Here is a 14001-nt window from a genome sequence, read left to right as displayed (position 1 = left end):
GGCTACTTACCCAGTAAATACAGCGACTGCTCCCAGTCGTCCTGCCAGGCATGCAGGAAGTCATGCGATGCAAAGGCCCGTTTCAGGGGGCCGAGCGGCACGCGGTATACGTCGTGCAACCCCAGCGCCAGCGTGACCGGATTCCACACGGCGTTGCGCTTCGATTTCTTCGCGCTGGCCTTGACGCGCGCGCCGTCGTCGCCAAAGATGCCGATCGCCTCGTCGAGCGCCTTGTCCAGGTCGAGCCGCACCAGCCGCGCGAACGCCGCCAGCACTTCCGCCTTGCCGATGCCGTACTGCGATTCGCTGGCCGCCGGCGCCGGGCGGGCGGGCGACTCTACCGCCGCCTCCGCCTCGTGTTTCAGCTTGCCGGCAAGCCGTTCCAGGTCTTTCTTCTGGAAGCGCAGCTGGTCGAGCGGCCGCCGGAAACCCGGTTCGGGAAGCCGCGCGACGATCTTGTACGCATCCTTCGTCATCGTCATCAGCACGTCGTCGCTGCCGGCCGCCAGCCGCGCGATGTCGCCTTCGAAGAAGATCGGCGCCGCATAGCCGCCGTTCGCGTCGCCGAACAGTTCCGGGTAGGCCGGATCGTAGTCCAGCCAGACATAGGGCGTGAGGCCATGCTCGAGCAGGCGGGCCAGCGTCCAGGGGGATGCGGTCTGCAGCGCCAGCCAGGCGCAGGCTTCGTCTGTGGTGGCGCGGAAGGGCAGGTCGGTGGTACTCATGGATCTTTCGGACGGATCGTGGCGGGAGACCGCCATTGTAGTGCACGGACCCGGCCGCCACGGGCTGTTCCGGCGATAATGGCGGTTGCAGGAACTACCGTGGCCGGCTGCCGGCCGACAGCAAACCGAGGAACACTATGCACGAACTCATTTCGCAATTGCTCCGCCTGTACCTGCCCGCCGGCGCACCCGTGCCGGAGGGGCTCGAACAGCATCTCGACGGGCGCATGACGCGCGCCTTCGATCTCGCGCACGGCGGCGCGGTGCGCGCCATCGTCATCCCGTTCGACCGCCAGCCCCAGGCCAACGGCGCCGACCCGTGGGAACGCCTTTGCGAGGCGGCCAACGCGCTGCAGGGCGAACTGGGATTGCCGGCACCGGCCGTGAGCATCTCCGGCGCTGCCGGGTTCCGGCTCTGGCTGTCGTTCCAGGAACCGGTGCCGGCCGCCATCGCGCAGGAATTCCTCGGGCAGGTGGTGGCCGCCTACTGCCCCGGCGTGGCCCTGCCGCAGCACGGCGTGCTGGCGCTGGTCGAGCTGCCGCCCTGCCTGAACGGCGCCACGGGCAAGTGGGCCGCGTTCATCCACCCCGGCATGGGCGCATCGTTCGCCGACGAACCGGCGCTGGAGATGCCGCCGCCGCCGGCAGCCCAGGCGGCGTTCCTGCAGGGGCTGGAATCGATCAGCCAGGAACAGTTCCGGCATGCGCTGGCGGTACTGGCGCGCGGCGCCGGCACGGCCGAAGCCGAGACGCAGGCCGCGACGGATGCCGTGGCTGCACCGGTGCCGGCCGTGCCGGCCGTGCCGCCCGGGCTGCTGCTGAAGGACGCCACGCTGGAAGACATCGTGCGCCTGCTGCACGCCAGGAATATCGAGCCCACCTTCCGCCACCTGCTGCCGCCGCGCTAGGTTCCCCTGGCGCGGGCTGCCCGCGTGCCTATTTTCGGCCTTTCGCCTTGTCGCCGCCGGCGAACTGTTCGATCTTGCCGGTGGGCCCGGAGACGATCAGCAAGTCGGCCGGCAGGATGCGCGTTTCCGGCCGCGCGTGCTGGAAGTCTTCGTTCTGGCGCTTCACGCCGACCACCGTCACGCCATAGCGCGTGCGCACATGCGATTCGGCCAGCGTGACATGGTGGGTGTCGGCCGGCGCATGGATCTTGGCGATCGCAAAGCCGTCCTCGAATTCGATGAAGTCCATCATGCGGCCCGTGATCAGGTGGGCGACGCGTGCGCCCATGTCCGCCTCCGGATACACCACGTGATGGGCGCCGATGCGGGTGGCGATCTGGCCGTGTTCGGGCGTCAGCGCCTTGACCCAGATATCCTTGATGCCCAGTTCCGTGAGCACCATCAGGGTCATCAGGCTGGCCGCCAGGTCGGAGCCGATCGCCACGATGGCGTGCGAGAAGTCCGCCACGCCCAGCTGCAGCATCACGTTCTCGTTGGTGGAATCGGCCTGCACGGCATGCGTGAGGCGGTCGCCCCACACCTGCACCAGCTCTTCCTTCTTGTCGACGCCCATCACGTCGTGGCCAAGGTGCATCAGCGATTGCGCCACGGCGCCGCCGAACCGGCCCAGGCCGATGACGATGACGCTGTCGCTGGCGGAAAACGCGAACTGCTCCGTAAAAATCCTACCCCACAATTGGATGCTCCTCAGGATAACGATAAGGCATGCGCCGTTCGCCGATGACCAGCGAGGTCGCAAGGGTAATGGTGCCGACCCGGCCGAAGAACATCAGCAGGGCCAGCACGAACTGGCCGGCCGGCGGCAGGTCGTCCGTGATGCCGGTGGACAGGCCGGCGCTGCCGAAGGCGGCGATCACTTCGAAGATCACCTGGTCGGTCGGGAAATGCGATATGCGCAGCAGCGCGATGGTGCCCGCGGCCACGATCACGCTGCCCACTACCATCACGGTGATGGCCTGCCGCTGCGCCGAGGCGCCGACGCGCCGGCCGAAGGCCTCGGTGTCGGTATGGCCCTTGGCTTCGGCGATGACGAGCAGCACGAGGATCATCACGGTGCCCACTTTCACGCCGCCCGCGGTGCCGGCGCTGCCGCCGCCGACGAACATCAGGAAGTAGTGCAGGGCCCAGGTTTCCGGTGTCAGCGCGGCGATGTCGACCGTGTTGAAGCCCACGGTGCGCGCCGATGCCGACATGAACAGGCTGTTCAGCAGCTTGTCGGCGATGGACAGCGGGCCGAAGGTCTTCGCGTTGTCCCATTCGAACAGCAGGATGGCAAAGAAGCCGGAAACGACCAGCACCAGCGTGCCGGCCAGCGTCAGCTTGGTGTGCAGCGACCAGTGGCGCGGATCGCGGCAACGGTCGCGCAGGTCGTTCAGGATGGGGAAGCCGATGCCGCCGACCACGGCGGCGATCATCACCGGCAGCAGGATCAGCGCGTCGCTGGCGTAGCGCATGAAGCCGTCCGGGTGGATCGAGAAGCCGGCATTGTTGAAGGCCGACACGGCGTGGAAGAAGCCCGTCCAGGCGGCGTCGCCCCACGCCATGTCGTGGCCGATGCGCAGCCGCAGCGTGAGCAAGGTACCGATGACGAGCTGGGACAGCGCCGTCACGCCCAGCACCAGCTTGGCCACGCTGGAAATATCGCCGACCCACAGCGAACGCGTCTCCGTCTGTGTGACCAGCCGCGTGCGCAGCCGCGGCGAGCGGTTCACCATCAGGCCCAGCAGGGTCGCCGCCGTCATCATGCCGAAGCCGCCCAGCTGGAACATCACCATGATCGTGACCTGGCCGAACACCGACCAGTAGGTACCGGTGTCGACCAGCACCAGGCCCGTCACGCAAATGGCCGACACCGACGTGAAGAATGCCACCATCGGCGGCGCCGGCACGCCCGCGGCGCGCGCGATGGGCAGCATCAGCAGCAGGGTGCCGACCGCGATCGCCAGGGCAAAGCCCAGGATCACGGTGCGCGCGGGGTGGAGGACGGTCTGTTTCAAGATTCAGGCGCCGGCGTGGTGGCAAAGACCGACATGGTAAACGAAGCCGCCGGTCCCGCCTAATCGCATGGTGCCCGGCACGAGCAAGCTGTACAGGCAAAAACGGTGACAGTCACCATTTGTTTCGGGATAAGCCCACCCCAAGTGCAAATTCCGGGGTCAGACCCGGCGGGTCTGACCCCAGCCCTTTGCTGTTGGGGTGAATGCAGGCGCTTTCGTTGGGGTGAATGCAGGCGCTTTTATATCTCGGGCAACGCTTCAAAAGCGGTGACTGTCACCGTTTTTGTTTGGTGCCTTTTACCGGAAGACTTGCCGGCGCGGCCGTCAGGCCGGGAGCGGGTCGGCCTGGGCATCCTGCATCCAGCACTGGCCGGCACGCGTCACCAGCAGGCGCTCGGCATGGGCCAGCCGCGCGTCGGCTTCGACGATATCGAGCATCGCCACCAGCAGCTGGCGCTGCAGGGCGGGCTCGGTGATTTCTGCCAGCACGCTGTCCAGCAGCGCCGGGCCGATCTCCACCGCGCCGTTGCGCACGGTGCCGCCCAGCATGTCGCTGCACAGTTCGTCCAGCACTTCGCTGAACAGCGTCCAGTCGATGTCCAGGTCCTGCAGGACGGGCGAATCTTCCAGCACCTGCAGCTCGGCCGGGTCGAGGTGGCCATCGACCACCATCGACAGGGCCAGCAGGCGGGCACGGGCCCGCGGGCTGTTGGTTTCATACTTGCGCATCGTTCTATCCTTTGTCGTTATCGGATGTCATTCAATTTCTCGCCGGGCGGCCCCGCGGGGCCGCGCCGGACATGTGCATCAGTTGCCGGTCTTCTTCGGCGGCAGCAGCAGGCTGGCGAGCACGCTGGCACCGATCAGGAAGGCCACCACCACCAGCGAAGCCTCCACCGGCATGTGGTACCACGGCATGATCAGCATCTTGGTACCGATGAACGCGAGCACCAGCGCCAGGCCATACTTGAGCAGGTGGAAGCGGTCGGCGATGTCGGCCAGCAGGAAGTACAGCGCCCGCAAGCCCAGGATCGCAAACAGGTTCGACGTGAACACGATGAACGGATCGGTCGTGATCGCGAAAATCGCCGGGATCGAATCCACCGCGAAGATCAGGTCGGTCACTTCGATCAGGATCAGCACCAGGAACAGCGGCGTCACGTACAGCAGGCCGTTCCTGCGCACCATGAACTTCTCGCCATGCTCGTCCTCGGCCACGCGCAGGTGCTTCTTGGCGAATTTCAGCACCGGGTTCTGCGTCACGTCGGGCTCCTGCTCGGAAGCCATCAGCATCTTGATACCCGTGAACAGCAGGAACGCGCCGAACAGGTACAGCACCCACGAGAATTCCTTTACTACCCAGGCACCGGCCAGGATCATCACGGCCCGCATCACGATCGCGCCCAGCACGCCATAGATCAGCACGCGGCGCTGGTACTGCGGCGGCACCTGGAAGGCACCGAAGATCAGCAGGAACACGAACACGTTGTCGACCGACAGCGCCTTCTCGATCAGGTAGCCGGACAGGAATTCCAGCGCCTTCTGGTCGGCGACCACTTCGCCCACGGTGCCCTTCAGGTGCCACCACAGGCCGGCGTTGAACAGCAGTGCCATCGTGACCCACACGCCCGACCACGCGGCCGCTTCTTTCACGCTCACCTTGTGCGCCTTGTTGCCGCCAAAGACAAACAGGTCCAGTGCCAGCATTACCAGCACGAACGCCACGAATCCGGCCCACATCCCCGGTGTGGCGATATTCTCAAGTCCAGTCATTTCGACCACCTTCTTATGAATTATCAACAGGGGCAGGATAACGTCGCTCGATTGAAAGGACAAATCGAATATACTAAGCGAATACATCGAAAAAACTGAGCAATTGCATTCTTGTCAGCGTTCCGGCGCCAGACTGCCCGACCTTTCACCATGAGCCTCAATTACAAGCATCTCCGCTATTTCTGGATGGTGGCGCGCACTGGCACGATCGCCCGCGCCGCCGAGCAACTGCACCTGACGCCGCAGTCGATCTCCGGCCAGCTGACGGAATTCGCCGAAACGCTGGGCGTCGAACTGTTCCGCCGCGCCGGCCGCACACTCGAGCTGACGGAGGCGGGCACTCGCGTGCTGAGCTATGCCGACACGATTTTCCGCACCGGCGATGAACTCATCGAGGCGCTGCACGACGAGTCGGTGCACGCCACCCGCTTCCTGGTCGGCTGCGCGGATTCGGTGTCGAAGATGGTCGCCAGCCAGGTACTGACACCCGCGCTGGCGCTGGACGAGCCGGTGCGCCTGGTCTGCCGGGAAGGGCGCCTGGCCACGCTGCTGGGCGAGCTGGCCGTGCACCGGCTGGACCTGATCATCGCCGACCGGCCCATGCCCCAGCACCTGTCCGTGCGCGGTTTTTCCCACTTGCTGGGTGAGAGCGTGCTGAAGATCTTCGGCGCGCCGGCATTGCGCGAGCGCCTGAAAGGGCCGTTCCCGCAATGCCTGGACAAGATGCCGATGCTGCTGCCGGGCGAGGATTTCGCCACGCGCCCGCGCGTGTTGAAGTGGCTGGAAGAGCATGGGGTGCGGCCACGCATCGTTGGCGAATTCGACGACAGCGCGATGATGAAGACCTTTGGCCAGGCCGGCGCCGGCCTGTTCTTCGCGCCCGGCGTGCTGGCGGACTACATCTGCAAGCAGTACCAGGTCGAACAGTTCGGCGAGGCGGGCGATGTCGTCGACCAGGTGTACGCGATCACCACCGAACGGCGGCTGAGCCATCCGGCCACGGTGGCGATCAGCCAGGAGGCGCGGAAGCATTTGTTCAAGGCTTAGCGGGGCCGCTGGCAGCGACTAACTAAACAAAACCGCCGTTCAGCTCTGACGACGGTTCAGATACTTCTTCGTTGAATTTCCTTGCAATTCTGGCGAGGCTCTCTGTCTGAGACAGGCTGCCGCCATCCTGCAGCGCATTGGCAATGTGACGCGCTGCATCCGCAAGGATGGTTCCCCAGGCCATCTCTTCTGATATACCCATTCCATCACGGTACATCCCGATCTTGAGCGAGCAATGCAACTGACCACCAGCTACCCATACCCGCAGCAACTCGACGGAATTTGGGTCACGTATAGCTGCTTCCGGAACAGGACGTTCATTCATGCTGGGCTTTCTATCTATCGATTGGATATCGTGGGCGAAGGTCCGCTTCTTGCCCAGGCTGTGTAAAAACGCCGGCAGTGTAAACGAAACCAGTTCGGTAAACGTTGGGTGAGTATCTCATCAACCGGGGTGCAAGATGAAGCGTTTCATCGAAGGCGAAGACCGAGGACAGGGGACGTTGCTGCCTGAGCTGCTGGACGACTACGTGGCCGAGAACAATCCGGTTCGCGTGGTCGATGTATTTGTAGAAGAACTCGACTTGGGAAAACTCGGCTTCGGGCGTGTGCAGCCGGCCAGGACCGGACGACCGTCCTACCATCCAGCAGTACTGCTCAAGCTCTACATCTACGGCTACCTCAACCGCATTCAGTCGAGCCGGCGGCTCGAGCGTGAAGCGCAGCGTAATGTGGAACTGATGTGGCTGACGGGGCGGCTGACGCCGGACTTCAAAACGATTGCCAACTTCCGAAAGGACAACGGCAAGGCGATTCGCAATGTCTGCCGGCAGTTCATCGTACTGTGCCAGCAACTGGACCTGTTCGCCGATGCAATGGTCGCAATTGACGGCAGCAAGTTCAAGGCAGTCAACAGCAGTGATCGCAATTTCACGCAGGCCAAGCTCAAGCGCAGGATGGAAGAGATCGAGGCCAACATCGGTCGTTACCTGGCAGACCTGGACACGGCTGACAGGCAAGAACCGGCGACGAAACAAGCGCGCAGCACCCGGCTGAACGATAGAATCGCGGCGATGAAGTCGCAGATGGCTGTCCTTAAGGAAATCGAAGCGAAGCTGGAAGCGACTGGCGAAACGCAGATCTCGCTGACCGATCCGGATGCCCGTTCAATGATGACGCGAGGCTCGGGCATCGTCGGGTACAACGTCCAGACCGCGGTCGACGCCAAGCACCACCTGATCGTCGAGCACGAGGTAACCAATATCGGCAGCGACCGCGATCAACTGTCAGGGATGGCCAAGAAGGCCCGCACTGCAATCGGGACCAACACGCTAACTGCGATCGCTGATCGCGGCTACTTCAAAGGCGAGGAAGTCCTGGCATGCAGCCAAGCCGGCATCACTGCAGTAGTGCCAGCGACAAAGACGTCCAATGCCAAGGCCGACGGGCGATTCGACAAAGCCGATTTCGTCTACGATCGGGAGAAGAACGAGTACCGCTGCCCAGCTGGCCAATCCCTGATCTGGCGATTTTCCGGCGTTGAAAAGGGCATGACGCTTCATCGCTACTGGAGCTCGAACTGTAAGGCTTGCCCGCTCAAGGATAAGTGCACGCCGAGCCAGGAGCGCCGGGTGACGCGCTGGGAACACCAGGACGTGCTTGACGACATGCAGGAGCGTCTTGAACAAAATCCGGACGCCATGCGAATCCGGCGTTGCTCGGTCGAGCATCCCTTCGGGACGATCAAGTCATGGATGGGCGCCACGCATTTCCTGACAAAAGGACTTGAGCGTGTGAAGGCCGAGATGAGCCTGCACGTGCTCGCCTATAACTTGAAGCGCTTGATGACGTTACTTGGTGTCGATGGCATGATCGAAGCAGTCAGGGCATATGCCCTTTTACAGGCATTACAACGTGCGTTTGCAGCGGTTATCCTACTGGTCCAGTCGCCGAGCTCGAAAGATGGGAACAGCTCACGTAGCGCCCCATCAAACCGCAGAAATGCAGTGGCCGGGTGCAAACTGATCACCTCTATCCATTTCTGAGTTTTTACACAGCCTGTGCCGAAAGCGACCGCCGCATGGCCTCAGCGTACGATATCGTCGCTCCGAGGACGAGCGGCCGGTTTTGCCAGGCGCTCTAAAACGCACTAAAACGGGCCGGTATAGTCTATAACGGTCTTGAATCAGCACTCCGCCCCGAATGTTAGATCAGACTCGCCTTTTTCACGCGAATCACGGACCGAAATAGACTGGGCGGCATGTGCATTCCGGACTGTTTTAGACTGGTCTGCCATACCATGAGACTGTTTTAGTCGGACACCTGCCTCGCGCGCCCGGCAGTCGTCGGCCCGTATCCATCGATCGTAGCCGGGAAAGCGCAACCAGATGAAGCGCCAGGCGTTCCGACCCTTGCCGTGGCGATTGGCGAACAGCGATGGCGTCATGGTTGCGCCGTCGTCCGAAACGATGCGGTCTCCGCTGACTTTGGCAAACTCAGCTGTTTCGCCGTACGTAGTGCGCAGCATCGTCCCCTCTGGCAGAAACAGCGTTTTCCATTGAAAGCCTCGCAAGGCCGGCCCGTTCACCCGCAAGGAATGCCGACCGGTTTCAGAAGCGAGCCAACGCCTGAGCAACTCAGCCGCGACAGTCTCCACTTTTACGCCCGGACGGGTCTCGCCCAGATATAGTTCCAGTTGCAGATAATCCTCCACAGGAAGATATACAGCCTGTCTCGCTTCGTATTCCATGATCCGGTCCTTTCTCAATGGGTCTAATTGTTTGGACCGATGGGGTGCAATAAGGTTGTTATAGACTTCGAGATATTTGATTTGGATCGAATTAGACTCTGTGCGGAGGATTTCTAGAGGATATGCGATAGAAGAACATTAAGACCAGAGCGAATTAGACGATTATCGATGTTTCTGGACCGATTTAGACTGGCCGGAAAACCCAGCTGGCGAGGGTGGCGCGTTTCCACTTCCGCACGCACAAGCTCAGCCCAGCAGTGCGGTATCTCGAGAACTAGGGAAGTAAAGCTGAATTATTGCGTTGATGAGCTGCCAAGAATGCGCGCCCGTTCGGAATGACGATCCCAGCACAACGCCACCTGGCGTTCGCTGGATACGCCGGTCGCATACCTGCAAGAGCCAGCTGACTCGGCTACTGAGTGGAAATCGAATTAAGCACGCACTCAAGCACGCACTCGCAGTACAGGCTACGCAGTTCGCCGCACGCTTCCTTGAAGTTCTCATCGTAATGACTACAAAAATTCACTTCATCTGTAGCCGTGACAAGAAACGCGGCCAATTTTGCCAGTCCGGACTGCCTTGAAAAAACAAGAAAATCAGTGATGGCGGACGAACTACTATCCTGTAGAGGACCGAAAGAGCCGGAATTTCTTACGGCGTAATCAATATCCCACATCCATAGAACCGCCTGTTCAACCGGGGCAAGGAATTCACTCCCCTTATCCTGGAGTTTGCGAATAACGATATCGCCTGTATCGATCAACCACGTTTCAAGATCAATATGCACTTTTCCGCTCCAGCGGGCCTGACAGCTAATTGCCGAGGATCCGCTTCCCAGGCATGGCAGGTCGATCAGCGCCTCGGATGCAACTCACGCCCCCAATGCGGCAACAACTGGTTGACGTCGGAACTCTCGCCATTCCACCACGTGAATGTCCATCCGGTCCGCGCCTTATGGTCGAGCTCGATCCACACCATCTGCATGCCCGCCTGCAGCGCATCCCACTCGTCGCAGCCGAAGGCGACACGCTCGTCATCGACGATGCCGGGCAAGCTGAGTTTGCATTGCCACCATTTGCCTTCCACCTGCGTCGGCCGGAAAACGCCGACCCTGGCGAAGAATATGGGACGGCCCGGTGCCAGTACCTGGCAACCTCGACTGACTAATGGCCCCATCGGCTCGCTCGACTCACTCATTTCCCGATCTCCCTTATCGATCACCCGGATGGCCTGGCCGTGCTTTCACGTCCGCCGCTATTTTCTCGTCAATATCCTCATGAGCGCCTGAAAATTCGCGTCGACTGTGTTTGCGGCCGACGCCACTTCATCCTGATGGGCGCGAAAACTGTAGCAGACCTCGGGGCCCCATTTTAAACGGTACGTCGTGCTGCAATGAAGCATGCCGGCTGGTGGGCTGTCATAGCAATACAAGGTATATGGTTCGCCCGCCTCGTTACGCCACGTCTTGTCGCGGGCGACCCAGTATCCATTGGCATACCGGTTGAAATCGCCGGCGGCCGCGGCTTCCAGGACCTGCCCGGACCGGACAGCGGCAGTTTCTTCCTTCACGAATGCCGCATGGCTGCCACGGCTGCTCGCCAGCATTCGCCGATAGTCATGGCCGGTCGGCGAATATACCGAGATCGTATGGGGAAAGCCCGCCCGCACTTCGGCAGGGCAGAGCAGCTTTGCCAGGTCCCGGTCGCCGGACGCGCAGAATCGATCCCGCGAAGGACGGCCTTCGAAGCCCAGCTTCCCGACATCGATCGACAGGTTCACCAGCGTGACCGGCTGTTCCGCTTCCAGGCTGAGGCTGCAAAAGTCGCGCATGCGGCGATTTACTGAAAACGGATACAACTGGTCTTTTCCCGTCCAGGGCGCAAAAACGGGCGCCGAAGGCAGCCAGAGATCCGCGCCCGCGATGGTGACGTGGTGTTTCGCTGCCAGGCAGGTCCCGTCGGGAGGCCGGCGCTGCCACTCCGACCACCATGACGCGCCTCCCAGGAACGCCGGCAAGGCCAGGAATCCCGCCAGCACGAGGAACACGGACCGCGTGCGCGACTGCCCGATGCGCGGGCGCCAGAGCATCGCGGTGCGGGTCGCCACGCCCGCCAGCAATCCGGCGATGGCCGAACAGATGAAGAGTGTCCCCATGAGCAGGAACAGGCCCGCGCCGCCGGGCGCAGTTTCCACAGACCGGAAGCCATCCCACGCGAACCAGCCGAGCGGCAGGCCCGCCACCAGCGTGCAGGCCGCGAGCGACCGCCATCCGGGCATCCGCACGGCCAGCGCGAAGAGCGCAATGTAGGGGATCAGGTACAGGACAAGCGATGCAACCATCGGGAAGCCGTGGGAAGCGAATTCAAAAACTGGCGAGGGTCGTGCCCGACGGAGGCTCGTCAGTGCTGCGGCAGGTCACGCACAGGCGGCCGCTACCAGCCCGCCGCCATCGTCGGCGACCTCCAGCGTCACAGTAAACACGCTGCCCAGTCCCGGCCCGTCGCTGTGGGCGGTGACGTGCCCGCCATGCATGGAGACGATATTGCGCACCAGCGCCAGGCCGATGCCCAGGCCGCCCTGCGCGCGGTCGGGCGAGCGCTCGGCTTGCGTGAACAGGTCGAATACATGGGGCAGCAGCTCGCTGTCGAGGCCGATGCCGTTGTCGCGCACACTGATCGTCACGATCGTGCCGGCGCGCGCGACGGCGAGCGCGATACGGCCGCCGCGCGGCGTGTACTTGGCGGCGTTGTTGAGCAGGTTGGCCACCACCTGCACCAGGCGGTGCGGATCGCCGAGGAGGCGGATGCCGTCCGTATCGCCTTCGATGGCGAACGCGTGGCCGCGCGCCTGGATCAGCGGGCGCGCCTGCTCGACGGCATTGGCGACAATGGCGGCCACTTCCACCACCGAGCGTTCGAGCTGGATCAGGCCACGCGTCACGCGCGACACGTCGAGCAGGTCGTCGACCAGCGACGTCATGTGGCGCACCTGCCGGCTGATCACCTCGCTCGCCTTGCGCACCCGTTCCTCGCTGGGCCCGAGCGTGCGGAGCAGGTCCGCAGCGGCGGAGATGGGCGCCATCGGATTGCGCAGCTCGTGGGCCAGCATGGCCAGGAACTCGTCCTTGCGGCGGTCCTGCTCCAGCAGCGCCTGTTCGGCGGCCAGGCGCTCGGTGATGTCCTCGTGGATCAGCATCACTTCGAGCACGCGGCCGTCGTCATCCTTGATCGGGTGCGCCCGCGCGGTCACCCAGCGCGCCGGGCCGTCGCCATCCAGCGTGGCCACGTCGTAGCGGATGGCCGGCAGCGTGACCGGTTCACCGTCGAACGCGCGCTGCAGCAGCGGGGCGATGCCGTGCGCGATGAGCTGCGGATCGTGCAGCACGTTGTAGGCCGAACTGAGCACGTGCGCCTTCACGGCCGAGCCTTCGCGGATCTGCCACAGGTCTTCCCAGGCCTGGTTGACGCCCAGCGTGCGCCCGTCGGGCGCGAGGATCTGGATGCTGACCGGCGCCTGTTCGAACAGGGCGCGAAAGCGCAGCTCGGATTTCGCGCCGTGGGGCAGGGCGGGGGATGGGGACGTGCGGTCGGAAGACATGGAAGCTGGCGAAACGATGACCTGCCATGATGTCACGATTTGATGTTTCTGGCACGAATTTTAATTTTCGTTGCATCATGTGCCACGTTGCCGCGCCGCTATTGCCTTCAGCGCGTTTCGTCGGGTGGCACGCCCGGGATGCCGGCCCGGATCGCCCGCGAAAACGCCGCCGCGTCCGCCCGTTGCGCGCGCGGGTTGATGAAGCCGCGCTGCTGCAGCACGCGGTACGGAAAACCGGGCGTCAGCGCGCCCTGGTCGTAGGCGTACTCGGCGAAATGGCCGGATGCCAGCAGCCGGTAGTCGAGCGGCAGCCCTGGCGCGATCTGCCGGGCGAGGTCGAACACCACGGTGGTGCAGTTGCTGGTCAGCGTGTTGTAGAAGGCCGGCGTGTGGCGCAGTTGCGCGGCCTGCGCCAGGTAGCCCAGGAACACGGCGCGCAGCTGCTCCGGCGTGGCGCGCAACCGGTACAGGTAGACCTGTTCGCCGCGCGCGTTGCTGCGCGTGCGCACGATGTCGCGCTCGTCCGCGGCGACCAGCACTTCCTCGAACCGGCGGAAAAAGCCGCCGAGCGCGGAAAACGATTCATGCCGCTCCTTGCGGATTTCCAGCGAAAACACCAGCTTGCGGCCGTCGGCAAAGCCGAACGAAACCAGGGTGTGCGCGATGTGCGGCCCCATCCAGTACGACAGGATCAGGTCCGCCGAGGCCAGTTGCGCCAGGTCGTACTGGCGGGTTTCCCAGCGCGGCGTGTAGCGCAGCTCGGTTTGCCAGTCGAAATTGCGCACGTTGCGCAGCGTGACGCGGTCGCCGTCCACGTCCGCGTCGAGCAGGCGGGCGACATCGTCCGCCCATGCCTTGTCGTGCGACGGCCGGATCGTCTGCCACCACGCCGTCATCGCCACCGCGGCCACGGCGCAGGCGACGGCGGCGCCGACCCGGAAGCGCCTGTCGCGCCGCAGCCACAGCGCCGCGATCCCGGCAAGCCCGATGGCGCACCACGCCAGGCCGGCGGCGACGGCGGGCAGCGGCGGCGGCTGGAACCACAGCGCCAGCGCGCCCCAGGCCGTGGCCAGGGCGAGGGCCAGCGTCGCCGGCGCCTTGAGCAGCGCCGCTTTGATGTGTGCGTCAAGCCAACCGGTGCGCAT

General features: G+C 63.5%; 14 protein-coding genes and 1 pseudogene. 3 read left to right on the top strand and 12 right to left on the bottom strand.

Annotated elements, in window-relative coordinates:
- Positions 1-2 precede the first annotated feature (2 nt).
- Positions 3-725 carry a hypothetical protein gene (locus tag OU994_RS20230; RefSeq protein ID WP_281607398.1) on the bottom strand — a complete coding sequence of 241 codons (723 nt, stop codon included), beginning with the start codon at positions 723-725 and terminating at the stop codon, positions 3-5.
- 137 nt (positions 726-862) lie between these two features.
- Here OU994_RS20230 and OU994_RS20225 point away from each other — a divergent pair, with 137 nt between their 5' ends.
- Entirely contained in the window at positions 863-1633 is a 771-nt protein-coding gene (locus tag OU994_RS20225) for a hypothetical protein (protein WP_281607397.1), read from the top strand.
- A gap of 28 nt (positions 1634-1661) precedes the next feature.
- On the opposite strand, the gene OU994_RS20220 is transcribed toward OU994_RS20225, so the two are convergent.
- The 4 genes from OU994_RS20220 to OU994_RS20205 all read right to left on the bottom strand — a co-directional run bounded on the left by OU994_RS20220 (position 1662) and on the right by OU994_RS20205 (position 5463).
- Positions 1662-2369 carry a TrkA family potassium uptake protein gene (locus tag OU994_RS20220; RefSeq protein ID WP_131145371.1) on the bottom strand — a complete coding sequence of 236 codons (708 nt, stop codon included), beginning with the start codon at positions 2367-2369 and terminating at the stop codon, positions 1662-1664.
- The gene (locus OU994_RS20215; protein WP_281607396.1) at positions 2359-3690 is read right to left on the bottom strand and encodes a TrkH family potassium uptake protein; all 1332 of its coding nucleotides are present in this window, start codon (positions 3688-3690) and stop codon (positions 2359-2361) included. Before OU994_RS20215 ends, OU994_RS20220 begins: the two co-directional genes overlap by 11 nt.
- A gap of 324 nt (positions 3691-4014) precedes the next feature.
- Positions 4015-4419, bottom strand: a complete 405-nt coding sequence (locus OU994_RS20210; RefSeq protein ID WP_281607395.1) for a TerB family tellurite resistance protein — start codon at positions 4417-4419, stop codon at positions 4015-4017.
- 78 nt (positions 4420-4497) lie between these two features.
- Complete coding sequence (locus OU994_RS20205; protein ID WP_131145373.1) at positions 4498-5463, bottom strand: TerC family protein; 966 nt, start codon at positions 5461-5463, stop codon at positions 4498-4500.
- Between the two features lie 150 nt (positions 5464-5613).
- Here OU994_RS20205 and nhaR point away from each other — a divergent pair, with 150 nt between their 5' ends.
- The gene (gene nhaR / locus OU994_RS20200; protein ID WP_131145374.1) at positions 5614-6510 is read left to right on the top strand and encodes a transcriptional activator NhaR; all 897 of its coding nucleotides are present in this window, start codon (positions 5614-5616) and stop codon (positions 6508-6510) included.
- Positions 6511-6532: 22 nt separating this feature from the next.
- Here the strand turns inward: nhaR and OU994_RS20195 are convergent, their stop codons facing one another.
- On the bottom strand, positions 6533-6835 hold the full coding sequence (locus tag OU994_RS20195) for a DUF5076 domain-containing protein (RefSeq protein WP_281607394.1): 303 nt from the start codon (positions 6833-6835) through the stop codon (positions 6533-6535).
- A 136-nt stretch (positions 6836-6971) separates the two neighbouring features.
- Here OU994_RS20195 and OU994_RS20190 point away from each other — a divergent pair.
- A pseudogene (locus tag OU994_RS20190) lies at positions 6972-8399 on the top strand (IS1182 family transposase); the annotation flags it as partial.
- A 296-nt stretch (positions 8400-8695) separates the two neighbouring features.
- Here OU994_RS20190 and OU994_RS20185 read toward each other — a convergent pair.
- From OU994_RS20185 to OU994_RS20160, 6 genes are all read right to left on the bottom strand, one after another.
- On the bottom strand, positions 8696-9259 hold the full coding sequence (locus tag OU994_RS20185; RefSeq protein WP_281607393.1) for a hypothetical protein: 564 nt from the start codon (positions 9257-9259) through the stop codon (positions 8696-8698).
- A 412-nt stretch (positions 9260-9671) separates the two neighbouring features.
- The gene (locus OU994_RS20180; RefSeq protein WP_281607392.1) at positions 9672-10046 is read right to left on the bottom strand and encodes a hypothetical protein; all 375 of its coding nucleotides are present in this window, start codon (positions 10044-10046) and stop codon (positions 9672-9674) included.
- Between the two features lie 65 nt (positions 10047-10111).
- The gene (locus tag OU994_RS20175) at positions 10112-10456 is read right to left on the bottom strand and encodes a hypothetical protein (RefSeq protein WP_281607391.1); all 345 of its coding nucleotides are present in this window, start codon (positions 10454-10456) and stop codon (positions 10112-10114) included.
- A gap of 57 nt (positions 10457-10513) precedes the next feature.
- The gene (locus tag OU994_RS20170) at positions 10514-11599 is read right to left on the bottom strand and encodes a hypothetical protein (protein ID WP_281607390.1); all 1086 of its coding nucleotides are present in this window, start codon (positions 11597-11599) and stop codon (positions 10514-10516) included.
- Between the two features lie 75 nt (positions 11600-11674).
- The gene (locus OU994_RS20165) at positions 11675-12856 is read right to left on the bottom strand and encodes a PAS domain-containing sensor histidine kinase (RefSeq protein WP_281607389.1); all 1182 of its coding nucleotides are present in this window, start codon (positions 12854-12856) and stop codon (positions 11675-11677) included.
- Positions 12857-12963: 107 nt separating this feature from the next.
- Positions 12964-14001 carry a DUF4105 domain-containing protein gene (locus OU994_RS20160; RefSeq protein WP_281607388.1) on the bottom strand — a complete coding sequence of 346 codons (1038 nt, stop codon included), beginning with the start codon at positions 13999-14001 and terminating at the stop codon, positions 12964-12966.

It is taken from the genome of Pseudoduganella sp. SL102, assembly GCF_027856995.1.
In the GTDB taxonomy this organism is placed as follows: Bacteria; Pseudomonadota; Gammaproteobacteria; order Burkholderiales; family Burkholderiaceae_D; genus Rugamonas; species Rugamonas albidiflava.
This window is presented reverse-complemented; position numbering and strand designations above follow the sequence as displayed.